The 22180-nt window shown below is 60.1% G+C and carries 23 protein-coding genes; 13 read left to right on the top strand and 10 right to left on the bottom strand.

All coding sequences use genetic code 11. The annotated features are described in order from the left end of the window. Positions 1-121 precede the first annotated feature (121 nt). From ACVW0Y_RS17115 to tsaA, 7 genes are all read left to right on the top strand, one after another. The gene (locus ACVW0Y_RS17115) at positions 122-1057 is read left to right on the top strand and encodes an alpha/beta hydrolase (RefSeq protein WP_457439780.1); all 936 of its coding nucleotides are present in this window, start codon (positions 122-124) and stop codon (positions 1055-1057) included. A 49-nt stretch (positions 1058-1106) separates the two neighbouring features. Further along, entirely contained in the window at positions 1107-1580 is a 474-nt protein-coding gene (locus ACVW0Y_RS17110) for a VOC family protein (RefSeq protein WP_457439778.1), read from the top strand. Positions 1581-1654: 74 nt separating this feature from the next. Next, the gene (locus ACVW0Y_RS17105; protein ID WP_457439776.1) at positions 1655-2065 is read left to right on the top strand and encodes a low affinity iron permease family protein; all 411 of its coding nucleotides are present in this window, start codon (positions 1655-1657) and stop codon (positions 2063-2065) included. 72 nt (positions 2066-2137) lie between these two features. Further along, entirely contained in the window at positions 2138-2851 is a 714-nt protein-coding gene (locus ACVW0Y_RS17100; protein WP_457439774.1) for an rRNA pseudouridine synthase, read from the top strand. A 38-nt stretch (positions 2852-2889) separates the two neighbouring features. Next, a complete protein-coding gene (locus ACVW0Y_RS17095) occupies positions 2890-3351 on the top strand; it encodes a DUF1456 family protein (protein WP_457439773.1) in 462 nt (153 codons plus the stop codon). A gap of 201 nt (positions 3352-3552) precedes the next feature. Next, positions 3553-4323 (top strand): SDR family oxidoreductase, encoded by a 771-nt coding sequence (locus ACVW0Y_RS17090; protein WP_457439771.1) that lies wholly within the window; start codon positions 3553-3555, stop codon positions 4321-4323. Positions 4324-4419: 96 nt separating this feature from the next. Further along, positions 4420-5112 carry a tRNA (N6-threonylcarbamoyladenosine(37)-N6)-methyltransferase TrmO gene (gene tsaA, locus ACVW0Y_RS17085; protein WP_457439770.1) on the top strand — a complete coding sequence of 231 codons (693 nt, stop codon included), beginning with the start codon at positions 4420-4422 and terminating at the stop codon, positions 5110-5112. A gap of 141 nt (positions 5113-5253) precedes the next feature. Here tsaA and fpr read toward each other — a convergent pair whose 3' ends face one another. Further along, the gene (gene fpr, locus ACVW0Y_RS17080) at positions 5254-6033 is read right to left on the bottom strand and encodes a ferredoxin-NADP reductase (protein WP_457439769.1); all 780 of its coding nucleotides are present in this window, start codon (positions 6031-6033) and stop codon (positions 5254-5256) included. 120 nt (positions 6034-6153) lie between these two features. Between fpr and ACVW0Y_RS17075 the strand changes: the two genes are divergently transcribed. Continuing rightward, complete coding sequence (locus ACVW0Y_RS17075) at positions 6154-7080, top strand: LysR family transcriptional regulator (RefSeq protein ID WP_457439767.1); 927 nt, start codon at positions 6154-6156, stop codon at positions 7078-7080. Between the two features lie 71 nt (positions 7081-7151). Here the strand turns inward: ACVW0Y_RS17075 and ACVW0Y_RS17070 are convergent, their stop codons facing one another. Next, positions 7152-7523, bottom strand: coding sequence for a diacylglycerol kinase (locus ACVW0Y_RS17070; protein ID WP_457439787.1), 372 nt, complete (start codon positions 7521-7523; stop codon positions 7152-7154). 79 nt (positions 7524-7602) lie between these two features. Beyond that, entirely contained in the window at positions 7603-8253 is a 651-nt protein-coding gene (gene erdR, locus ACVW0Y_RS17065) for a response regulator transcription factor ErdR (protein WP_457439765.1), read from the bottom strand. A gap of 174 nt (positions 8254-8427) precedes the next feature. Between erdR and ACVW0Y_RS17060 the strand changes: the two genes are divergently transcribed. Further along, entirely contained in the window at positions 8428-9327 is a 900-nt protein-coding gene (locus ACVW0Y_RS17060; RefSeq protein ID WP_457439763.1) for a DMT family transporter, read from the top strand. A 20-nt stretch (positions 9328-9347) separates the two neighbouring features. Here ACVW0Y_RS17060 and ACVW0Y_RS17055 read toward each other — a convergent pair whose 3' ends face one another. Then, positions 9348-10058 carry a tRNA-uridine aminocarboxypropyltransferase gene (locus ACVW0Y_RS17055; protein ID WP_457439762.1) on the bottom strand — a complete coding sequence of 237 codons (711 nt, stop codon included), beginning with the start codon at positions 10056-10058 and terminating at the stop codon, positions 9348-9350. 134 nt (positions 10059-10192) lie between these two features. After that, positions 10193-11851, bottom strand: coding sequence for an OmpP1/FadL family transporter (locus tag ACVW0Y_RS17050; protein ID WP_457439760.1), 1659 nt, complete (start codon positions 11849-11851; stop codon positions 10193-10195). A 664-nt stretch (positions 11852-12515) separates the two neighbouring features. Here ACVW0Y_RS17050 and ACVW0Y_RS17045 point away from each other — a divergent pair. Both ACVW0Y_RS17045 and ACVW0Y_RS17040 read left to right on the top strand, forming a co-directional pair. Further along, entirely contained in the window at positions 12516-12914 is a 399-nt protein-coding gene (locus ACVW0Y_RS17045; RefSeq protein ID WP_457439759.1) for a quorum-sensing-regulated virulence factor family protein, read from the top strand. Between the two features lie 156 nt (positions 12915-13070). After that, positions 13071-14147: an LOG family protein gene (locus tag ACVW0Y_RS17040; protein WP_457439757.1), complete on the top strand. Its 1077-nt coding sequence runs from the start codon at positions 13071-13073 to the stop codon at positions 14145-14147. Between the two features lie 228 nt (positions 14148-14375). Here ACVW0Y_RS17040 and recX read toward each other — a convergent pair whose 3' ends face one another. From recX to ACVW0Y_RS17025, 3 genes are all read right to left on the bottom strand, one after another. Continuing rightward, on the bottom strand, positions 14376-14837 hold the full coding sequence (gene recX / locus ACVW0Y_RS17035) for a recombination regulator RecX (protein ID WP_457439756.1): 462 nt from the start codon (positions 14835-14837) through the stop codon (positions 14376-14378). Positions 14838-14845: 8 nt separating this feature from the next. Next, positions 14846-15910: a recombinase RecA gene (gene recA / locus ACVW0Y_RS17030; protein ID WP_457439754.1), complete on the bottom strand. Its 1065-nt coding sequence runs from the start codon at positions 15908-15910 to the stop codon at positions 14846-14848. 85 nt (positions 15911-15995) lie between these two features. Continuing rightward, positions 15996-16496, bottom strand: a complete 501-nt coding sequence (locus ACVW0Y_RS17025; RefSeq protein WP_457439752.1) for a CinA family protein — start codon at positions 16494-16496, stop codon at positions 15996-15998. A gap of 71 nt (positions 16497-16567) precedes the next feature. On the opposite strand from ACVW0Y_RS17025, the gene mutS reads away from it, so the two are divergent. Next, positions 16568-19147, top strand: coding sequence for a DNA mismatch repair protein MutS (gene mutS / locus ACVW0Y_RS17020; RefSeq protein WP_457439751.1), 2580 nt, complete (start codon positions 16568-16570; stop codon positions 19145-19147). A 142-nt stretch (positions 19148-19289) separates the two neighbouring features. Next, positions 19290-19613, top strand: a complete 324-nt coding sequence (gene fdxA, locus ACVW0Y_RS17015) for a ferredoxin FdxA (protein ID WP_108095913.1) — start codon at positions 19290-19292, stop codon at positions 19611-19613. A 526-nt stretch (positions 19614-20139) separates the two neighbouring features. Here the strand turns inward: fdxA and rpoS are convergent. Next, positions 20140-21144, bottom strand: coding sequence for an RNA polymerase sigma factor RpoS (rpoS, locus tag ACVW0Y_RS17010; RefSeq protein WP_457439749.1), 1005 nt, complete (start codon positions 21142-21144; stop codon positions 20140-20142). 105 nt (positions 21145-21249) lie between these two features. Continuing rightward, positions 21250-22122, bottom strand: a complete 873-nt coding sequence (locus ACVW0Y_RS17005) for a peptidoglycan DD-metalloendopeptidase family protein (RefSeq protein WP_457439748.1) — start codon at positions 22120-22122, stop codon at positions 21250-21252. Positions 22123-22180: the final 58 nt, after the last annotated feature.

Below are 22180 nucleotides of genomic sequence, written 5' to 3'. Positions count from 1 at the left end.
TGGATTAATGGGGGCTTACGCGGCTCATATTAATGCCAAATGCTTGTTGGAGCGGCTTCAGCCGCGACGTTTTTGCTCTTTATTATTTGCATGTAGATGCCGTATCTGCCCGGAGCCTTGTATGTCGCGCCCCCTGTGTTTTAGCGCCCTGCTCTTGCTGTGCGTCTTTGCCGGCCAAGCGGCCCTGGCCGGCCCGCTGCTGGATAACCTCAAGGAACGCCGGGCCGAGCGCCAGCAGGACCAGGCCGCCTCAGCCCCGCTGGAACTGCCCGCTGGCGCTACGGTGATCAAAGACCTGGCCTACGGCCCCGCCGAACGGGAGCGCATGGACGTCTACCTGCCACAGAAGGCCCGCAATGCCCCGCTGATTTTTATGGTGCACGGCGGTGCCTGGAAAATGGGTGACAAGGAGGCCCAGCAAGTGGTGGCCAACAAGGTCAGCCGCTGGGTGAGCAAGGGGTTTATCTTGGTCGCTGCCAACTACCCGCTGCTGCCGGAAGCCAAGCCGCTGCAACAGGCCGAAGCAGTCGCCCGGGCGCTGGCCATGAGCCAAGCCAAAGCCGCCAGCTGGGGCGGCTCGACCAATCAGGTGATCGTCATCGGCCACTCGGCTGGCGCGCACCTGGTGGCCTTGCTCGCCGCCTCGCCAAGTCTGGCTGCCGCCCAGGGTGCCAAACCCTGGCTCGGCACCGTGGCCCTGGATAGCGCCGCACTGGATGTGGAAAAGATCATGCAGGCCCGGCATATGCGCTTCTACGACCAGGCTTTCGGTGCCGACCCGGCCTACTGGCAGCAAACCTCGCCCAACTATGTGCTGGCCAACGGTGCCACGCCGATTCTGGCCGTGTGCTCCACGCGCCGTGAGGTGGCCTGCGAACAGGCGCAACTGTTCGCCACCCATGGCGCGGCAGTGAATGTGAGCATCAGCCTGCTCAAGCAGGACATGAGCCATAAGGAAATCAACCAGCTGCTCGGCACACCCGGGGCTTACACCGATGCGGTTGAAGCGTTTATGGCCGGGCTGGATATCGATGTCGCCAAACGCCTGGCGCACTAACGGCGACTAGACTGGGTGGCTCCACGTCTCAACAACGGGAGCACCCGCCATGCAAAAGATCGGTCCCTGCCTGTGGTTCGATACCCAGGCCATCGAAGCGGCGCAGTTCTACGTGTCGGTGTTTCGCAACTCGCGGATCATCGAAACCAACTACTTTCTCGAAGGCGCGCCCAAGCCGGCGGGCTCGGTAATGACCGTGCGCTTCAGCCTCGATGGTGAAGAGTTCGTTGCCCTCAATGGCGGCCCGGAGTTCCAGTTTTCGCCAGCGGTGTCTTTTGTCGCCAACTGCGCCGATCAGTTCGAAGTCGACCGCCTCTGGGCCGCACTCTGCGAAGGCGGTCAGGAGGTGCAGTGCGGCTGGCTGACCGACAAGTACGGGGTGTCCTGGCAGGTGGTGCCCACCGCCCTCTACGACATGCTCAACAGTCCCGACCGCGCTGCTGCACAGCGGGCTTTTAACGCCATGCTGACCATGATCAAGCTGGATATCGCCGCCCTGCGCAAAGCCTATGCCGGCAGTTGAGGCTAACGCTGCGCCGTCGTCACGGGGCACACTGGTGCCGCGCCATATGGCGCCTGCCAACGAGGTGACAGAACATGGATAACGGCTCCTGGTACTCGCAGTTCGCCAAGGCTGCGGCACGGTTTTGCGGCAAGCCGCCGGTGTTCGCCATCGCCATTGGCGTGATTGCCTTGTGGGTAGTCACCGGGCCACTGTTTCATTACAGCGACACCTGGCAGCTGGTGATCAACACCGGCACCACCATCGTCACCTTTCTGATGGTGTTCCTGATCCAGAACACCCAGAACCGCGACACCCAGGCCATTCAGATCAAGCTCGACGAACTGATCCGCGCCACCCAGGGCGCCCATAACGCCCTGCTGGATCTGGAGGAACTGGACGATCACAAGCTGGATATCTTCCGCCGCAAATACCAGGCGCTGGCCAGCGATGCGCGGGACAAGCTGATCCTCGGTACGCTGGATACCGACACACCGGACGCGTAGCGGCGGAAAAGCCAGGCCTCAGGGTCCATGCGTTGTTACAATGCCTGCCCATTACGCTGACCGGCCCTCGTCATGACAGACCCCATTCGCCTTTCCAAACGCCTGATCGAAGTGATCGGCTGCTCGCGTCGCGAGGCCGAGCTGTATATCGAGGGCGGCTGGGTGACGGTCGATGGCGAAGTGGTCGATGAGCCGCAGTTCAAGGTGACGGAGCAGAGCGTGGCGCTGCTGCCGGACGCGGTGCTGACTCCGCCGGAGCCGGTGACCATTCTGTTTCACCAGACGCCCGACCTGGATATCGACGCCGCTCACGCGCTGATCAGCCCGGCCACCCTGTCGGCGGAACACCGCTTTGGCACCCGCCCGCTCAAGGGCCACTTTCTGCGCCTGAACAGCGGCGGCGCGCCGCTACAGAAGAATGCCGCCGGCCTGCTGGTGTTCACCCAGGACTGGAAAATTCTGCGCAAGCTCACCGACGACCTGGTCAAGCTGGAACAGGAATATGTGGTGGAAGTGACCGGCGACATTATCGAACACGGCCTCAGCCGCCTGAACCAGGGCCGTACCCACAAAGGCCAGACACTGGCGCCGGTTAAAGCCAGCTGGCAGAGCGAAACCCGCTTGCGCTTTGCCGTGAAAAACCCGGCACCCGGCCTGATTGCCACGCTGTGCAGCAGCGTTGGTCTGACCCCGGTCAGCATCAAGCGCATCCGCATTGGCGGTGTGTCGATGGGCAAGCTGCCGGCCGGGCAGTGGCGCTACCTGGCGAAAACCGAAAAATTCTAAAGGCGCACGCGCCGCCCTCCCCCATTCAGGACTGCACCATGATCAATAACGACGTACTGCGCAGCGTGCGCTACATGCTCGACCTCAGCGACCCCAAGGTCGTCGAGGTTCTTAAACTGTCCGGCCTGGAAGTCGACCTCGACACCGTGCGCGCCTACCTGAAAAAGGACGAGGAAGAGGGCTACCTGGAATGCGACGACGAAGTGCTCGCGCACTTTCTCGACGGCCTGATCTTCCACCTGCGCGGCAAAGACGACAGCCGCCCGGCGCAGCCCATCGAGCTGCCGGTAACCAACAATATGGTGCTGAAAAAGCTGCGCGTGGCGTTCGAACTGAAAGAAGACGACTTGCACGAGATTCTGCAAAGCGTCGACTTCCCGGTGAGCAAACCGGAACTCAGCGCCCTGTTCCGCAAGTTCGGCCACAGCAACTACCGCACCTGTGGCGATCAGTTGCTGCGTAACTTCCTCAAGGGTTTGACTCAGCGCGTGCGCGGGTAATTCACGATCGCAATGTTGGGCTTTGCCGCGCTCAACCCAACCTACGCCCGGATCGTAGGTTGGGTTGAGCGCAGCGAAGCCCAACGAGCCGAACAAACAGCGTCCTGCATGCCCCTGCATTCTCAGCGGCAATAGTTCCTGCTTAATCCCCCCGCGCGCATTAGGGTGTTATCCACAACAACCCTGACAAGAGCGCTCCCCATGCATCCTTACTTCTCCCTGCAAGGCCGCACCGCACTGGTTACCGGCGGCACCCGTGGCATTGGCAAAATGATTGCCAAGGCCTTCGTTGAAGCCGGTGCCCGCGTGTACGTCTGCGCCCGTGATGGCGAAGCCTGTGCCGCTACCGCGGCCGAACTGTCGGCCTTTGGCGAATGCCATGGCATCGCGGCCAACCTGGCCCATGAAGAAGGCGTGGTGGCGTTGGCGGAACAACTGGCCGGGCAGATCGACAAGCTCGATATCCTGGTCAACAACGCCGGCACCACTTGGGGCGCGCCGCTGGAAACCTACCCGGTAAAGGGCTTCGAAAAGGTCATGCAGCTGAACGTCACCTCGGTGTTCCTGTGCATCCAGAAACTCCTGCCGCTGCTGCGCAAGGCTGGCAATAGCGACAGCCCGGCGCGGGTGATCAATATCGGCTCGGTGGCCGGCATCACCTCCTACGGCGAAGAAGCCTATGCCTATGGCCCGAGCAAGGCGGCCCTGCACCACCTGTCGCGCTCCCTGGCGCGTGATCTGGTGGGCCAGCACATCAACGTCAACGTCATAGCCCCCGGCCGTTTCCCGAGCAAGATGACCAGCCATATCGCCAACGATGAAGAAGCGCTGGCCGAAGACACCGCGATCATTCCGATGAAGCGTTGGGGCCGTGAGGAAGAAATGGGCGCGTTGGCGATTGCGCTGGCCAGTACGGCGGGCGCTTATATGACCGGCACCGTCATTCCCATCGATGGTGGGTTTGCCATGTAAAGCAGCGCCGTAGGGCGGATATCGCGCTGCGGTATTCGCCCTACGGCGCAATCCCTTCGCAGGTATGATGGCCCGGTTTTCCAGCCGGGCTTTTTTATGTCTTATTCGGTCTCCCCCATCGGTTTTGTGCGCTCCTGCTTCAAGGAGAAGTTCGCCATTCCCCGTCAGCCGCAATTGGCCCCTGCCGCACGCGGAGTGCTGGAACTGCTGCCGCCATTCGATCAGGGTGAGGCCGTGCAAGGCTTGGAGCAGGTCAGCCATGTGTGGCTGCTGTTCCTATTTCACCAGGCCCTGGAAGACAAACCACGACTGAAAGTCCGCCCGCCACGCCTGGGCGGTAACCAGTCGATGGGCGTATTCGCCACCCGCGCCACCCACCGGCCCAACGGCATCGGCCAGTCCGTGGTCAAGCTGGAGCGGGTCGAGGCAGGCAAGCTGTGGCTGTCGGGCATTGACCTGCTGGACGGCACGCCGGTGCTGGATATCAAACCCTATGTGCCCTATGCCGACTCGGTGAACGGGGCGTTCAACCGGATGGCCGATGGGGCACCGACGTTGATCGAAGTGGCGTGGAGCGATGGCGCACTGGCTCAAGCCTTAGAGCATGGGCAGCGGTTGGAGCAACCGCTGCAGGAGCTGGTCGAACAGTGCCTGGCACAAGACCCTCGCCCGGCGTATCAACAGCCCGAGCCGAGCCGCATCTACGGCACGCAGTTGTGGGATGTGCAGGTGCGCTGGCATTACCCATCGCCGGGGCAGATCTCTGTGCTTGAGGTGGTTCCCGCCTGATCATCGTTTCCAGGGATCGCGGCTGAAGCCGCTCCTACAGGAGCGCACCGTCCGTAGGAACGGCTTCAGCCGCGATGCTGTTGATCTTGCGGCACAAAAAAGCCCGCCATCTAGGCGGGCTCTTCAGTTGCAGCGTTCGGCTTACTTTTCCACAAACGCACGTTCGATCAGGTAGTCACCTGGCTCACCCATGCGCGCCGAGATTTTCAGACCGAAGCTATCCAGCACTTCGCTGGTCTCGTCGAGCATGCTCGGGCTGCCGCAGATCATCGCGCGGTCGTCCTGCGGGTTGATCGGTGGCAGACCGATATCGGTGAACAGCTTGCCGCTGCGCATCAGGTCGGTGAGACGACCCATGTTCTCGAACGGCTCACGGGTAACGGTTGGGTAGTAGATCAGCTTCTCTTTCAGCGCGTCGCCGAAGAACTCGTTCTGCGGCAGGTGCTCGGTGATGAACTCGCGGTAGGCGACTTCGTTCACGTAACGCACGCCGTGAATCAGGATGACCTTTTCGAAACGCTCGTAGGTTTCCGGGTCCTGGATCACGCTCATAAAGGGTGCCAGGCCAGTGCCGGTGCTCAGCAGATAGAGATGCTTGCCGGGCAGCAGGTCGTCGAGTACCAAGGTGCCGGTGGGTTTGCGGCTGACCATCAGCTCGTCGCCGACCTTCAGGTGCTGCAGCTGGGAAGTCAGCGGACCATCCGGAACCTTGATGCTGAAGAACTCCAGATGCTCTTCATAGTTCGGGCTGGCAATCGAGTAAGCTCGCATCAGCGGGCGACCGTTTTCCTGTTGCAGACCAATCATCACGAACTGGCCGTTCTCAAAACGCAGGCCCGGGTTACGGGTGGTTTTGAAACTGAACAGGGTGTCGTTCCAGTGATGGACGCTGAGCACACGCTCGGAGTTCAAGTTGCTCATGCAGGCTTCCTCGGTAAATCGCGGACACCCGACCGACGGGTGCTATTGCGCGGCATTTTAAGGGCGACAACAATATCTGTTAAGTGGATTATTAAGATATAGGTTATCGGTTATATAGATATGCGTTTCACTCTCCGTCAACTTCAGGTGTTTGTTGCCGTCGCCCAGCAGGAAAGCGTCTCGCGGGCGGCTGAATCGCTGGCGCTGTCGCAGTCGGCCGCCAGCACGGCGGTAACCGAACTGGAGCGGCAATCGGCCTGCCAACTATTTGATCGCGCCGGCAAACGCCTGTCGCTGAATGCCCTCGGTCATCAGCTGTTGCCCCAGGCCGTCGCCCTGCTCGACCAGGCCAAAGAGATCGAACGCATGCTCAATGGCAAGGGCGGCTTCAGCTCGCTGTCGGTGGGTGCCACCCTGACGGTGGGCAACTACCTGGCAACCCTGCTGATCGGCAGCTTTATGCAGCAGCACCCGGAGTGTCGAGTGAAGCTGCACGTACAGAACACCGCCCACGTTGTACAACAGGTAGCCCACTACGAAATTGATCTAGGCCTGATTGAAGGCGATTGCCAGCACGCGGATATCGAAGTGCAGCCCTGGGTGGAAGACGAGCTGGTAGTGTTCTGCGCCCCCCAGCATCCATTGGCCAAACAGGGTCGGGCGAGTTTGCTGGAGCTGACCGAAGAAGCCTGGATTCTGCGCGAGCAAGGGTCCGGCACCCGCCTGACCTTCGACCAGGCCATGCGTCACCACCCCACAGCGCTGAATATCCGTCTGGAGCTGGAACATACCGAAGCGATCAAACGCGCCGTGGAGTCCGGTCTGGGCATCGGCTGCATTTCACGCCTGGCCCTGCGCGACGCCTTTCGCCGGGGCAGCCTGGTGCCGGTGGAAACCCCGGAGTTGGACCTGACGCGGCAGTTCTACTTTATCTGGCACAAGCAGAAGTACCAGACCAGCGCCATGCGCGAGTTCCTCGAGCAATGCCGCATGCTGACCGCCGGGGTGCGGCGCAGTGATGAGATTGTGTTGCCTTCAATTGCTTAAAAAGCTTCGCGGCTGAAGCCGCTCCTACGGACCGCACAACCCGTAGGAGCGGCTTCAGCCGCGATCGATTATCAGCCCAGCAAAATGACCAACCACACACTACCAATCAGACTGAGCGCCACAAACTGCGCGGCGCTGCCCATGTCTTTGGCGTTCTTGGACAGCGGGTGCAGTTCCAGCGAGATGCGGTCAATCGCTGCCTCCACCGCCGAGTTAAGCAATTCGACGATCAACGCCACCAGACACACGCCGATCATCAGCGCCCGCTCGCCGCGGCTGACGTCGAAGAAAAATGCCAGTGGAATCAACACCACATTGAGCAGCACCAGCTGACGGAATGCCGCCTCGCCAGTAAAGGCCGCGCGCAGGCCATCGAAGGAATAGCCGGTGGCGTTAAGGATGCGTTTAAAGCCGGTCTGGCCTTTGAATGGCGACATAAGGATCACAACCAGAATTCGTGAAGGCCGCAGGCTACGCCAAGTGCGGTCAAAAATGCGTGAAAAACCAAGGGCCTGCTGCACTTCAGCCAGCAGGAATGGATTCCAGATGTTGCAACAGCAGGGCCGCCTGCGTGCGGGTACGAACCCCCAGCTTGCGAAAGATCGCAGTGACGTGGGCCTTGATGGTGGCCTCAGACACGTTCAGTTCATAGGCGATCTGTTTGTTCAGCAGCCCATCGCAAACCATAGTCAGCACCCGGAACTGCTGCGGCGTCAAACTGGCCAGCCCAGCGCTCACGGCCTTGGCTTCGGCGGACAGGCTGGCCGCCTCGTCCGCTATCGGCGGCCACCAGACGTCGCCATCCAGCACTTCGCGCACCGCTTGCTGAATGGTTTCCAGCGGGCTGGATTTGGGAATAAAACCGCTGGCACCGAACTCCCTGGCGCGAGCTACCACTGCTGCTTCTTCCTGGGCTGAAACCATCACCACGGGCACTTGCGGGTACTGGCCGCGCAACAACACCAGTCCCGAGAAACCGTAGGCACCGGGCATATTCAGATCGAGCAGAACCAGATCCCAGTCAGACTTTTCCCCGAGGCGCGCTTCCAGTTCGGCAATGCTGGCGGCCTCCACCAGCCGTACCTGCGGACCGAGGCCCAGGGTCAGCGCCTGATGCAAGGCACTGCGAAACAGCGGGTGATCGTCGGCGATCAGGATTTCGTAGTCGGCCATGGGCTGCTCTTGCTGCTCTTGTTATTCATGGGAGGGGCGCTTTTCGAGGTACGAAACACCACCGCGCCATGGGTACGCAGCGCAGCGGCGGCGCTCAGCATGCCGAGCCAGAATGGGGTGGTCAAGCCTTAAGCTTTGCGGCACAGTTCGGGGCTTTTCCTGCCGAGACTGACCATGCGAAACCAAGCCCTGCGCGCCGACCTGTTGATGCTGATTACCGCGCTGATCTGGGGCAGTGCCTTTGTTGCCCAACGCATGGGCATGGATTCCATCGGCCCCTATCTGTATTCCGGCCTGCGCTTCGCCCTCGGCACCCTGGTGCTGTTGCCGGTGGTGTTTTTCCTCAGCCGTGGCAACAAGCAGCCGTTCAACCGTGGGCTGTTTATCGGCGGCGCGCTGATGGGTGTGGTGCTGGCGCTCGGCATCAACCTGCAGCAGGTGGGCCTGCTGTTTACCAGCGTGACCAACGCCGGCTTTATCACCGGCCTGTACGTGATCGTCGTACCGTTGGTGGGCATTTTCCTCGGCCATAAAACCGGCATCGGCACCTGGCTTGGCGCGGTGCTGGCGGTGGTCGGCATGTTTCTGCTCAGCGTTGGCGACGGCTTCCACGTCGCTCCCGGGGACTGGCTGCAATTGGCTGGTGCCTTTGTCTGGGGCAGCCACGTATTGCTGGTGGGTTACTTTGCCGGGCGTTACGACCCGATTCGCCTGGCCGCTATTCAATTTGCCGTATGCGCGGTGATCAGCCTGGGCCTGGCACTTACGTTCGAAGATATCCACGCTGCGAGCATCATCAGCGCCGGCCCGTCGATCATCTATGGCGGCCTGATTTCCGTGGGCATTGCCTACACCCTGCAGGTGATCGCGCAGAAACACGCCATCGCCTCCCACGCGGCCATTATCTTTTCCCTTGAAGCGGTGTTTGCGGCGGTGGCCGGCGCGCTGTTTCTCGATGAATCGCTGCACCTGCGCGGCTATATCGGCTGTGCGCTGATGTTCGCCGGCATGCTGGTGGCGCAGCTGTGGCCGCGCAAGGTGGCGGAGGAAGTGGCGGAAGCCAAGGTGGCCTGAGCCACCTCATATCGAAGGAGTTAGCGGTACTCAGCGAGGCGCTGGTGGATTTCGTCTTCCGGGTCTACCGGGCGCTGAAACTTGGCACCCAGGTAATGGGCGGTGAATACGTCCAGATAGGCATCCAGCGCCGCCCCGGCCCGCGGTTCGCCAGCCAGTTCCAGGCACAGCGCCGCCACTTCCGAGGTGCACAGGTGGTCATCGCGCTTGGAGCGACGCAGGCGATAGCGCGACAACTGCTCCGGCTGCAGACTGAGCACCGGGAACTTGTCCAGATACGGGCTTTTGCGGAACATCTTGCGTGCTTCGGTCCAGGTGGCGTCCAGCAGGATAAACAGCGGGCGCTTGCCCTCCGCCACGTTTACCTCGGTCACCACCCGCTCCGGGGCGACGAACTCGCCGGGAAACACCAGATACGGCTGCCACTGGGGATCGTTGAGCAGGGCCGGGATTTCCGGCTCCACCGAGGTACGAAACCAGCGGTAGGCGAAGGTGTCGGTGACCAGATCGGCAATCAGCCAACCCGTGTTGGTAGGCTTCAAAGCCTCCACATCGTGCATCAGCAAAAACATGCCGGCGTTGGTCGGCACCTTCGGCCGCAAGTGACACAGGCAATACTCGGCAATCACCCGGCAGCCTTCACAGCGCGGTGCCCGCGAGCCACGGGCAGTAAACGGCTTGGAGCTCATTTCCAGGCGCTCGGCACGCAAACGCGAAACGGCATGCCTCATGGCATGCGCTCGAGCAGGGAATGAAGGCTGATCATGGACCACATCCGACCATCGAAAAAGAAAGCCGGCGAGTCTAGCAGAGGCACGGGGTAAAACCGCACAGCGGGTCGACCAGCGACCCGCTGCAGCAGGGCTCAGAAGGACTGATTGAAGGCCAGGCCGACAAAGTGAATCCGGGTTTCGTACTCACCCTTGAAGTTGCCGCCGTTGCCGGTGCAACGCACGCCACTGTCGACATACATGCTGCCACCGCCCGGAGCCCAACCGGCTGGCGAGCAACCATCCTTGTAATCCATCTTGCCGCTGTCGAACTGCACGTAGCTATAGGCCAGGTCGATGGAGGAATCCTTGTCCAGCTTGTAGTTGGCACCGAACGACAGCCAGTAGCGGTCGGCATCCGGGAAGGCCGGGTGGCGCTGGCTGCTGCCATTGACCGGCGACTTGTCGTAGGCCACACCGGTACGCAGCATCAGGTCCTTGTCCCATTGGTAGTTCATACCGAGGGAGATCTTGTAGGTGTCGTTCCAGTCCTGATCCACCGTGGCATCGCCTTCGGTGACACCGTTGAAGTAGGGATAGCCGTTGACCTGTTCCAGCTGAATGGCCACCTGATCGAGGCGCGAGTGGCGCGTCCAGGTGACGTCGCCCATCAAGGCGACTTTGTCGTTCAACTGGTGAAAGGCGTTGATCGACAACGACTCAGGCGTATCGATGTTGGTCTTGGCCGTTGAGTTGGGGTGCAGATTACTGGCGGCGAAGCTGCCTGGGTTAATCCAGTTGTTCGGGTCGAATACCTGTTGCAAGGCATCGACTGGGGGAATGTGAATATCAAGCGGCGGGGGAAGCGGAATGGTGAGTCCGCCGCTCAGATCGGTAGCGGGCGAAGGCACCGCACCGTCGACATCGGCAAAGCTCCATTTGGTTTCGCCTTCCATGGTGTGCTTGATATGAGAGCGGTAAGCGATGCCGAAGCGCGTATTTTCGGTCGGTTCAAACATATACCCAATGTTCCAGCCAAAGCCCCAATCGTCCCCCTTCACCCGGAAATAGCCATCACCACTGACATTGTCGGAGAAGTTTTTCGCCACACAGTCCACAAACCCGTCGTGGTCAGAAATACCACCGCAGGATGTGATTTCTTCCGGTACAGGAACACCGGCAATCAAGCCTACGACAGGCCCCAGAATGGGATCAGCAGCGTTGCGAGTGTCGTCGTAGTTGGCCTCGACAAACTGCCCTGCCAACTGCCGCGAAGCACCTTTTACATCTGCCGCACCACGCTGAATCGATTTGATGTACTGCGCCGAAATCCCGAAACCAATGCTGTGATGCTCGTTAAAGCGATAGGCAATGCTCGGGTTGATATTCACCGTTTCCAGATTGGCCGACTGAATGCCGTAACGACCGGTCCAGTTTTCCTTGTAATCAAGCTTGGCACCAAAGGGCACGAAGATTCCCAAACCTACCGTCACGTGGTCGTTGATCTGGCTGGAAAAGTAGAAATCTGGCGCGGCTGCCGCGTCCGGCAAAAAGGAACCGGCACCGGTACCACCCGTAGGGTTTCCAAAGGCATCGGTACTGCCGGTGTCCTTGAAACTGCCTTTGGGGATCACCACGGTGATGCCATTGGTGACCTGGGTACCCGGCAATCGCGCCAGGCCCGCGGGGTTGTAGAAGATGGTCGAAGGGTCGACCGCCTCTGCGCCGTTGGCGTGGGCTGTACCCTGGGCGGCCACCGACTGTGAACCAAAGTGATACCCGGAAGCCACGGCTCCGGAGGTCCAGACCAGCATCAAGCTTCCGCTGAAAAGAGCGGTCTGCCAGCAAGATGGGCGAGTTCTTATCATTATTCTCGACTCCTACACGCACAAAATAAGCCCTTGTCCGAACCCGATTAGGCCAATCGGGACTCTCGACCAAGCACCGGTAAAACCGACTTCATCTAGCGAAACGGTATGCGGGTCAGACCGGACTCCTTGCGCTGACGATCCCCAATCCTTCGTACTGCTTCCGGTCTTATCCGGCCTTTGCGCGGGTAACACCCGAGCGAAAAATCACTTGGCCAGATTCCACCTGGCAGAACCCTGGCTCCCCCCGAAGCCCGTGGTTAAAGGGCTTTAGCCCCATCGCCGGGTGTAATAAAACCGTTACCGATTCACACCAGACCGTACAAATTTGTATGACCAAATAATTCGGAAAGATTCGAACTGTATTTCTCCAGGTGGGAAATGCGCTGTTTTTTGCCGGAGCTCTTCCCTGAACTGGCAGGCATTCGCGGCAAATGCAGGAAGAAATTCGAGGTTAAAAAATCGAGGAGAGACCAGCGAACTTGATCTGCCGCCACGGGTTGGTCAGGATGCAGCGCATGGCCAGGTACTGGCGCGGGTAATAGTTGCGGCTCGACGAACCTCGCCCCGGAGCCAGGGTCAAAGCCGCTTTACGGATATGGAGATTTACATGCTGCGCTTTACGGCCCTGGCCTTCTGCTTCGCCCTTCCCGCTGCTCAGGCAGCTTCGCTGCAGGATTTCGAGCTAAACAAACTGCTCAATCAAGTGGCCACCCAAAGCAGCGCCGGCACTCCTCGCGCAATCAACGAAGACATCCTCGACCAGGGCTATACCGTGGATGGCAATGTGTTGATCAACCACCTCAGCGTGCAGCCCGCCCACGCCGCGCAGATGCGTGGCAATCCCGACGCCGTGCGCCAGCAACTGGGCTCCAGCGTTTGCCAGAACGATGGCTTCCGCAAACTGATGGCCCGTGGCGCGGTACTGCGCTACCAGTTCAGCGAATACAAAACCAACAAACACGTGGCTGCCGAGAGCTTTAACAAAGCTGACTGCGGGATCAAATAAGCTTTACTGAAGGTAGGTTGGGTTGAGCGTAGCGAAGCCCAAGAGGGAGCCCAAAGGGCTCCGTGTGTAGATCCACGTTGGGCTTCGCTGCGCTCAACCCAACCTACAGGTACACCCACCACATCAATCCAAGGTTCTCGCCCAAGGAGCTGTTGCATGCCTTACGAACCGGACGATTATCTGACCCGCCACGTACAGACCAGCGGCACCGACCTGGCTGCCAAGGTCGATGAGCTGCTTGCCCTGGCCAGCCCCGCCAGCAGCCTCAACCAGCCGCTCTACCGCGACATGCTGTCCACCGTGATTCGTATGGCGCAAGCCGACCGCAATCGCTGGGACGCGAAAATCATGCTGCAGACCCTGCGCGAGATGGAGCATGCCTTCAGCGTGCTGGAGCAGTTCAAACGCCGCCGCAAAGTCACGGTATTCGGCTCAGCACGTACGCCGGCCAACCACCCGATCTATCTCTTGGCCAAGCAACTGGGTGCCGCCCTTGCCCGCCATGAGCTGATGGCAATTACCGGCGCAGGCGGCGGCATCATGGCGGCCGCCCATGAAGGAGCGGGGTTGGAACATAGCCTGGGGCTGAATATCGCCCTGCCCTTCGAACAAAGCGCCAACGCCACCATGCAAGGCAGCAGCAACCTGCTGTCGTTTAAATTCTTCTTTTTGCGCAAACTGTTCTTCGTCAAGGAAGCCGACGCTTTGGTGCTCTGCCCCGGCGGTTTCGGCACCCTGGATGAAGCGCTGGAAGTACTGACCCTGATTCAGACAGGCAAAAGCCCGCTGGTGCCGGTGGTGCTACTGGATGAACCCGGCGGCAGCTTCTGGCAGGACGCCCTGGCATTTATCCACAAGCAACTGGAAGGCAACGGCTACATTCTGCCCAGCGACTTGAAACTGCTGACCCTGGCACACAGCGCCGAACAAGCGGTGGAAGAAATCACCCGTTTCTACGGTAATTACCATTCCAGTCGCTGGCTGAAGGACCGCTTTGTCGTGCGCCTGCATCATCCACTGAACGCCGAGGCCATGGCGCAACTTCCGGAGCTGTTTTCTGACCTGTGCAAAAGCGCGGGTTTCGTTCAGCAACAAGGAGCGTTCGATAGCGAAGGCGATGAGCCCGATTTGGCGTCGCTAAGCCGCTTGGCGTTTACGTTTCGAGGAAGGGAATATGGGCGGTTGCGTGAGCTGTATGACTTTCTCAATGCACCGCAGAATTGGGCGAGCTAATCGCCCCCCGTAGGAGCGGCTTTAGCCGCGAATGGCCGGGCCTGAAAACGGATTGCATGGGGTTACCTGCAAGATCAAAAGCATCGCGGCTAAAGCCGCTCCTACGGGACCGTGCAGTTTTGTGGGAGCGGCTTTAGCCGCGATTGGCCGAGCCTGAAAACGACGCCTAATGGCTGGTCCGAAGATCAAAAGCATCGCGGCTGAAGCCGCTCCTACGGGTTAGCGGGCTCAGTCGTACAACTCACCGCGCAACAACCGGCTGATCATATCCATGGAGTAACCGCGGTAAGCGAGAAACCGCCCTTGCTTTGCACGCTCGCGAGCATCGTTCGGCTGCTCACCGAACTTGCGCCGCCACACCTCTTCCATCTGCTCACGCCAGTCGATGCCGCACTCGCGCAACGCCTGTTCGATGTCCGCGCGCGCCAGGCCTCGCTGGCCAAGCTCTTCGCGGATACGCACAGGCCCATACCCGGAGCGAGCACGGTAGGACACAAAGCTTTCGAGGTAGCGGGATTCGGATAACAGGCCCTCTTCCGTCAAACGGTCGAGTTCCGGTTGGATCAATTCAGGCGTAGCGCCGCGTTGGCGCAACTTGCGGGTGAGCTCGACACGCCCGTGTTCGCGGCGTGCGAGCAAATCCATGGCTGTCCGTCGTACGGCGGCAGGGCTGTCGAGTACGACGGACATGGTGCGACTCAGGCGTCCGCGTCAGCCAGGTCGTCTTCGGTGTTGTTTACCGCAGCGGCGGCAGCTGCAGCGGCAGCGTCCTTACCGGCCATCAACAGCTGATCGCGAATCTGCTTCTCGATGGTTTTGGCGATTTCCGGGTTGTCTTCCAGGTACTTGGCCGAGTTGGCTTTACCCTGGCCGATCTTGCTGCCCAGGTAGCTGTACCAGGCACCGGATTTCTCCAGCAGACCGAGTTGTACGCCCAGGTCGATGATTTCACCGTTACGGTAAATGCCCTTGCCGTACAGAATCTGGAATTCAGCCTGACGGAATGGCGGTGCCACTTTGTTCTTCACCACTTTCACGCGGGTTTCGCTGCCCACCACTTCGTCGCCTTCTTTCACCGCGCCGGTGCGGCGGATGTCCAGACGTACCGAGGCGTAGAACTTCAGGGCGTTACCACCGGTGGTGGTTTCCGGGCTGCCGAACATCACGCCGATCTTCATGCGGATCTGGTTGATGAAGATCACCAGGCAGTTGGCGTTCTTGATGTTGCCGGTGATTTTACGCAGGGCCTGGGACATCAGACGGGCTTGCAGGCCGACGTGCATGTCGCCCATTTCACCTTCGATTTCCGCTTTCGGCACCAGGGCCGCCACGGAGTCGACGATGATCACGTCGATGGCGTTGGAGCGCACCAGCATGTCGGTGATTTCCAGCGCTTGTTCGCCGGTGTCAGGCTGGGAAACCAACAGGTCGTCGACGTTGACGCCCAGTTTGCCCGCGTAGTCCGGGTCGAGGGCGTGTTCGGCATCGACGAAGGCGCAGGTGGCACCCATGCGTTGAGCTTCAGCGATCACCGACAGGGTAAGAGTGGTTTTACCCGAAGACTCCGGACCGTAGATTTCCACGATACGGCCGCGCGGCAGGCCGCCGATGCCGAGGGCGATGTCCAGACCCAACGAGCCAGTGGAGATCGAAGGAATGGCTTGGCGCTCATGGTCGCCCATGCGCATGACTGCGCCTTTGCCGAATTGCTTTTCGATTTGACCCAGGGCTGCAGCCAAGGCGCGCTTCTTATTCTCGTCCATTGAATCCTCACGTGATCAAGAGGGCCTAGCGGCCGCTAACAACTGTATAAGTAGACAGTATTATTCCACAGCGCAAGTCGAGCGCCTACCCCTGATCTGGAATTTCTCCTGCAGCTAGTCGGATCAGCCCCGCCAGCGCGGCTTCCACCGTTTGTCGCCGCACCGCCTCGCGATCCCCAGCAAACAGGCGCTTGCAGGTGAATAGCTGATCGCCGTCCGCCCAAGCCAGCCAGACCGTGCCTACGGGCTTTAGCGCTGTACCGCCGTCGGGGCCGGCAACGCCGCTGACCGCAACGGAAAAGCGCGCCGCACTTTTCTCCTGCGCCCCTCTGGCCATGGCTTCCACCACCTCACGGCTGACCGCGCCCACCGAGGCGAACAAGGTGGGCGGCACATCCAGCTGGCGGGTTTTCTGCGCATTGGAATAGGTGACGTAACCAGCTTCGAACCAGGCCGAGCTACCGGCAATGCGGGTAATGGCTTCGGCAATGCCGCCGCCGGTGCAGGACTCGGCGGTGCTCACCTGTGCCGCCAGCGCGTGTAGATCCTGACCCAGCTGCAAGGCCAGTTGAGTAATCACATCCAAGGCTAACTCCGGGCTTAAAGAGGATGACGGGGATACCGTACACTAGCGCCTTTTGCGCGCAAGGCTTGGGAATGAGCGATCTCTCCGCACACACACCGATGATGCAGCAGTACTGGCGGCTGAAAAATCAGCACCCCGACCAGTTGATGTTTTACCGCATGGGCGACTTCTACGAGATTTTCTACGAAGACGCGAAGAAGGCCGCCAAGCTGCTGGACATTACCCTGACCGCGCGCGGTCAGTCCGCCGGTATGGCCATTCCCATGTGCGGCATTCCTTACCACGCGGCCGAGGGTTATCTGGCCAAGCTGGTAAAGCTCGGCGAGTCGGTGGTGATCTGCGAACAGATCGGCGATCCAGCCACCAGCAAAGGCCCGGTGGAACGCCAGGTGGTGCGCATCATCACCCCGGGTACGGTGAGCGATGAAGCGCTGCTCGATGAGCGCCGCGACAATCTGTTGGCCGCCGTACTCGGTGATGAGCGCCTGTTCGGCCTGGCGGTGCTGGATATCACCAGCGGCCGCTTCAGCGTGCTGGAAATCGCTGGCTGGGAGAACCTGCTGGCCGAGCTGGAGCGCCTGAACCCGGTTGAGTTGCTGATCCCCGATGATTGGCCCCAGGGCCTGCCGGCAGAAAAACGCCGTGGCTCACGTCGTCGTGCGCCGTGGGATTTCGAGCGCGATTCGGCGCATAAAAGCCTTTGCCAACAGTTCGCCACCCAGGACCTGAAAGGCTTCGGCTGCGAAACCCTGACCCTGGCCATCGGTGCCGCCGGTTGCCTGCTCGGCTATGCCAAGGAAACCCAGCGCACCGCCCTGCCCCATCTGCGCAGCCTGCGTCATGAGCGTATTGACGATACGGTGATCCTCGACGGTGCCAGCCGCCGCAACCTGGAACTGGACACCAACCTCGCTGGTGGCCGCGACAACACTCTGCAATCGGTGGTCGACCGTTGCCAGACCGCTATGGGCAGCCGCTTGCTGACCCGTTGGCTGAACCGCCCGCTGCGTCAACGCGCGGTGCTGGATGCGCGCCAGGAGTCGATTGCCTGCCTGCTGGAGCGTTACCGCTTCGAGAACCTGCAACCGCAGCTCAAGGAAATCGGCGATCTGGAGCGCATCCTCGCCCGTATCGGCCTGCGTAACGCCCGCCCCCGCGATCTGGCGCGCCTGCGTGATGCCCTCGCCGCCCTGCCAGACCTGCAGATGGCCATGGCCAATCTGGACAGTCCGCACCTGCAAAACCTGGCCGGCACCGTCAGCACCTACCCGGAACTGGCCGAGCTACTGGCCCGCGCCATTATCGACAACCCGCCGGCGGTAATCCGCGACGGCGGCGTGCTGAAGACCGGTTACGACGCCGAGCTGGACGAGCTGCAATCGCTCAGCGAAAACGCCGGCCAATACCTGATGGATCTGGAAACCCGCGAGAAAGCCCGCACCGGCCTGGCCAACCTCAAGGTCGGCTACAACCGTATCCACGGTTACTTTATCGAGCTGCCGAGCAAGCAGGCAGAGTCGGCACCGGCCGATTACATTCGCCGCCAGACGCTCAAAGGCGCCGAGCGTTTTATTACCCCGGAGCTGAAAGAGTTCGAAGACAAGGCCCTGTCAGCGAAAAGCCGCGCCCTGGCGCGGGAGAAGATGCTCTATGACGAGCTGCTGGAGCGCCTGATCGGCCACCTCGGCCCGCTGCAGGACAGCGCCGCCGCGTTGGCTGAACTCGATGTGTTGAGCAACCTCGCCGAGCGCGCGCTGACCCTCGACCTCAATCGCCCGCGCTTTGTCGACGAGCCGTGCATGCGCATCAACCAGGGTCGCCACCCGGTGGTGGAGCAGGTGCTGACCACGCCGTTCGTAGCCAACGACCTGAGCCTGGACGACAGCACGCGGATGCTGATCATCACTGGCCCGAACATGGGTGGTAAGTCCACCTATATGCGTCAGACCGCGCTGATCGTGCTGCTGGCCCATATCGGCAGCTTCGTGCCGGCGGCCAGCTGCGAGCTGTCGCTGGTGGACCGCATCTTTACCCGCATCGGTTCCAGTGATGACCTGGCCGGCGGGCGCTCCACCTTTATGGTGGAGATGAGCGAAACCGCCAATATTCTGCACAACGCCACCGAACGCAGCCTGGTGCTGATGGACGAAGTGGGGCGCGGCACCAGCACCTTCGATGGTCTTTCGCTGGCCTGGGCGGCGGCCGAGCATTTGGCCCGTTTGCGCGCGTATACGCTCTTCGCGACGCACTATTTCGAGCTGACGGTATTGCCGGAAAGTGAACCGATCGTCGCCAACGTGCACCTCAACGCTACCGAGCACAACGAACGCATCGTGTTTTTGCACCACGTTCTGCCGGGCCCGGCGAGCCAGAGTTATGGCTTGGCAGTGGCGCAGTTGGCCGGTGTGCCAGGCGACGTGATCGTGCGTGCCAAGGAGCATCTGGCTCGCCTGGAAACCACCGCACTACCCCATGAATGGGCCCATGAACAGCCGCGTAGCGAGCCCGGCAAACCATCGGTGCCGATGCAAAGCGACCTGTTTGCCAGCGCCCCGCACCCGGTGATTGAGGAATTGGCTCGAATCAATCCCGATGATCTAACTCCGCGCCGGGCGCTGGAACTGTTATATACATTGAAAGCACGCATCTAACGCCTGGCCACACAAGCTGTTAGAATCCCGCGCGCTTTGGGAAAGCTCCGATCTATTAGCCTGGATCGGCGCTATCGTTTCCCGAGCCGAGGAGCCCAATTACTGAACCGGGCTCCCCAGCCGCCTGAGGAGAGAATGAGAAATGACCTTCGTCGTCACCGACAACTGCATCAAGTGCAAGTACACCGACTGCGTAGAAGTCTGTCCGGTGGACTGCTTCTACGAAGGCCCGAACTTTTTGGTGATCCATCCGGACGAGTGCATTGACTGCGCCCTGTGCGAGCCAGAATGCCCGGCCCAAGCCATCTTCTCCGAAGATGAAGTGCCAGAAGACATGCAGGAGTTCATTGCCTTGAACACCGACCTTGCAGAAGTCTGGCCGAACATCACCGAGCGCAAAGACGCTCTGCCCGACGCTGAAGAGTGGGATGGCAAGAAGAACAAGCTGGAATTGCTGGAGCGTTAAGCCCCGCGTTTCGGCGGCCAGAGAAGGTACCCATAGAGGTCCTCCGGCCCACAGACGTGAAAAACCGTGAATAGACAAAAGGCCCGCAAGCGGGCCTTTTGTTTGTGCCCGCCTTTCGGCAGGCAAAAAAAAGGGGCGGTTTGACCCGCCCACTCTTTCGTCCCTATTCCCTCTATTTCCCGCTCATCGTCCTGATGAATCGCTTCCTTCGATGTTCCTGGCCAAAGTCCCTGTCAGCCCGTGCTAGTCCGTAAGCACAGGTGAGATATTAGCGATATCCAAGGGGCGTTCAACTCGCGAAATCGACTAAAAAATAGCCACCCCTATCTACTGCAAAGTAATTATTCGTTTAATTTCAATTAGTTACAAAATAAGAAGGCAAAAAAATGGCCTTCCGCCGCCTAATCATTCCTCGTATCGCTTACAACCTTTGTAAGCAATCTCTTACATATCCCAATTTAGTAAGAAGCCCCCCACAAAAAACCCGGCCTAAGCCGGGTTTGTCTTTAGCGCATTAACAGCTGGGTCACTGGAACAGCGCGTCACTGGACAGGCCGTTTTTCTCCAGAATTTCCCGCAGGCGTTTCAGCGCTTCAACCTGGATCTGCCGTACCCGCTCACGAGTCAGGCCAATTTCCTGGCCCACCTCTTCGAGGGTGCAGCTCTCATGGCCGCGCAGGCCAAAGCGCCGCACCACCACTTCACGTTGCTTATCGGTAAGCTCCGACAGCCATTGATCGATGCTCTGCGACAGATCGTCATCCTGCAGCAGTTCGCAGGGATCGGTCGGGCGGTCATCGGTCAGGGTATCGAGTAGGGTTTTGTCGGAATCCGGACCCAGGGAAACGTCTACCGAGGACACCCGCTCATTAAGACCAAGCATGCGCTTGACCTCACCGACGGGTTTTTCCAGCAGATTGGCGATTTCCTCGGCCGAGGGTTCGTGATCGAGTTTCTGCGTCAGCTCCCGCGCGGCGCGCAGGTAGACGTTGAGTTCCTTGACCACATGAATAGGTAAACGAATGGTGCGCGTCTGGTTCATGATCGCGCGCTCAATGGTTTGCCGGATCCACCAGGTAGCGTACGTGGAAAACCGGAAACCGCGTTCCGGATCGAATTTCTCAACAGCGCGGATCAGCCCCAGGTTGCCCTCTTCAATCAGGTCCAGCAGCGACAGCCCGCGGTTGACGTAGCGCCTGGCAATTTTCACCACCAGTCGCAGGTTGCTCTCGATCATGCGCTTACGGCCCGCAGGGTCGCCCTTCTGCGCCAGCCGCGCAAAATGAACTTCTTCTTCAGGAGTAAGGAGAGGGGAGAAACCGATTTCGTTGAGGTATAGCTGAGTGGCGTCTAGCGCCCGGGTGTAGTCGATGTACTTATGTTGCTTGACCGCAGTGGAGTGCTTGGCTTTCGTGCGTTTGGCCGGAACTTCCGACTCATCATTGAGCACGTCTTCCAGAACGATGCCGGGCTCCATAAGCAGCACGTCATCATCCAAGTCAAACTCCGGCGCTTCTTTGTTGAGTGCCATTGTTCTTATCCCTTGCTGAGTTCGACATAAGCCCCGGCATCGCCCATTTCCCTGGCAATCCCCGAGCCCGTCCGGCCTACGTGGCTGGAGCGGGCTGACAACCGATCAACGCGCGGGCAAAAATTGCAGCGGATCCACAGGTTTACCCTGACGGCGAATCTCAAAGTGGAGTTTCACCTGATCGGTGCCGGTGGAACCCATCTCGGCAATTGTCTGCCCAACCTTGACTTGCTGCCCCTCCCGTACCAACAACTTGCGGTTATGACCGTAAGCGCTTACGTAGGTATCGCTGTGTTTGATGATCACTAATTCGCCGTAGCCCCGTAATCCACTTCCGGCGTACACAACAGAACCATCCGACGCGGCAAGAACAGGCTGGCCCAATTCCCCGGCTATATCAATGCCTTTATTCAAACTACCGTTTGAGGAGAATTTACCGATCAAAGCGCCGCCGGTCGGCCATGCCCAACCTGTAGCGGATCGACTCACCGACTGTACCGGAGTGGTCGCCGGGGTAGTGGCAACCGGGGGTTGCGCCGGTCGGGCGATGACCGGCACGGTGTTGGTCGGCACCACCACCAGCGGCGGTTTACTACCGTTATTAGCGGTGCTTGACGGTGTCTTGACCAGGGTAGGCGGACGACCACCGTCGAAGCGGATCACCTGGCCAACCTTGATGGTGTAAGGCGCCGGGATATTGTTACTGGCGGCAAGGGCGCGCCAATCCCAGCCAAACCGGAAGGCGATGGAATACAGGGTGTCGCTGCGCTGTACGCGGTATTGGCCGGTGGTGGTGGCAGGACGCTGCGGGGCAGCGGCGCTGCTGGTGGTGCTACCGCCAGTGGTACGGTCCACCACCTTTACACCGCCAGGCGGGGTGCTGCTGCAACCGGCCAGTAACACACCAAAGACCAGGCCACTCACCAGACGCTTGGTGCCTGCGATGCAAATCCACTGCTGAATGGCTGTGAGACTCACCCGCCTCTCCCTATCCGGTGACAAAAGAAAACCACTAACGCCGAAACCAACCCTAAGT

It is taken from the genome of Pseudomonas sp. TE3786, assembly GCF_054057335.1.
The sequence above is the reverse complement of the archived record's forward strand: the minus strand, read 5'-3'. Positions and strand labels throughout refer to the sequence as shown.

Bases quoted from the DNA above. Each gene is read 5' to 3' on its own strand.
- ACVW0Y_RS17115 (WP_457439780.1), top strand. From the start codon at position 122: ATGTCGCGCCCCCTGTGTTTTAGCGCCCTGCTCTTGCTGTGCGTCTTT.
- ACVW0Y_RS17110 (WP_457439778.1), top strand. From the start codon at position 1,107: ATGCAAAAGATCGGTCCCTGCCTGTGGTTCGATACCCAGGCCATCGAA.
- ACVW0Y_RS17105 (WP_457439776.1), top strand. From the start codon at position 1,655: ATGGATAACGGCTCCTGGTACTCGCAGTTCGCCAAGGCTGCGGCACGG.
- ACVW0Y_RS17100 (WP_457439774.1), top strand. From the start codon at position 2,138: ATGACAGACCCCATTCGCCTTTCCAAACGCCTGATCGAAGTGATCGGC.
- ACVW0Y_RS17095 (WP_457439773.1), top strand. From the start codon at position 2,890: ATGATCAATAACGACGTACTGCGCAGCGTGCGCTACATGCTCGACCTC.
- ACVW0Y_RS17090 (WP_457439771.1), top strand. From the start codon at position 3,553: ATGCATCCTTACTTCTCCCTGCAAGGCCGCACCGCACTGGTTACCGGC.
- tsaA (WP_457439770.1), top strand. From the start codon at position 4,420: ATGTCTTATTCGGTCTCCCCCATCGGTTTTGTGCGCTCCTGCTTCAAG.
- fpr (WP_457439769.1), bottom strand. From the start codon at position 6,033: ATGAGCAACTTGAACTCCGAGCGTGTGCTCAGCGTCCATCACTGGAAC.
- ACVW0Y_RS17075 (WP_457439767.1), top strand. From the start codon at position 6,154: ATGCGTTTCACTCTCCGTCAACTTCAGGTGTTTGTTGCCGTCGCCCAG.
- erdR (WP_457439765.1), bottom strand. From the start codon at position 8,253: ATGGCCGACTACGAAATCCTGATCGCCGACGATCACCCGCTGTTTCGC.
- ACVW0Y_RS17060 (WP_457439763.1), top strand. From the start codon at position 8,428: ATGCGAAACCAAGCCCTGCGCGCCGACCTGTTGATGCTGATTACCGCG.
- ACVW0Y_RS17055 (WP_457439762.1), bottom strand. From the start codon at position 10,058: ATGAGGCATGCCGTTTCGCGTTTGCGTGCCGAGCGCCTGGAAATGAGC.
- ACVW0Y_RS17050 (WP_457439760.1), bottom strand. From the start codon at position 11,851: ATGCTGGTCTGGACCTCCGGAGCCGTGGCTTCCGGGTATCACTTTGGT.
- ACVW0Y_RS17045 (WP_457439759.1), top strand. From the start codon at position 12,516: ATGCTGCGCTTTACGGCCCTGGCCTTCTGCTTCGCCCTTCCCGCTGCT.
- ACVW0Y_RS17040 (WP_457439757.1), top strand. From the start codon at position 13,071: ATGCCTTACGAACCGGACGATTATCTGACCCGCCACGTACAGACCAGC.
- recX (WP_457439756.1), bottom strand. From the start codon at position 14,837: ATGTCCGTCGTACTCGACAGCCCTGCCGCCGTACGACGGACAGCCATG.
- recA (WP_457439754.1), bottom strand. From the start codon at position 15,910: ATGGACGAGAATAAGAAGCGCGCCTTGGCTGCAGCCCTGGGTCAAATC.
- mutS (WP_457439751.1), top strand. From the start codon at position 16,568: ATGAGCGATCTCTCCGCACACACACCGATGATGCAGCAGTACTGGCGG.
- fdxA (WP_108095913.1), top strand. From the start codon at position 19,290: ATGACCTTCGTCGTCACCGACAACTGCATCAAGTGCAAGTACACCGAC.
- rpoS (WP_457439749.1), bottom strand. From the start codon at position 21,144: ATGGCACTCAACAAAGAAGCGCCGGAGTTTGACTTGGATGATGACGTG.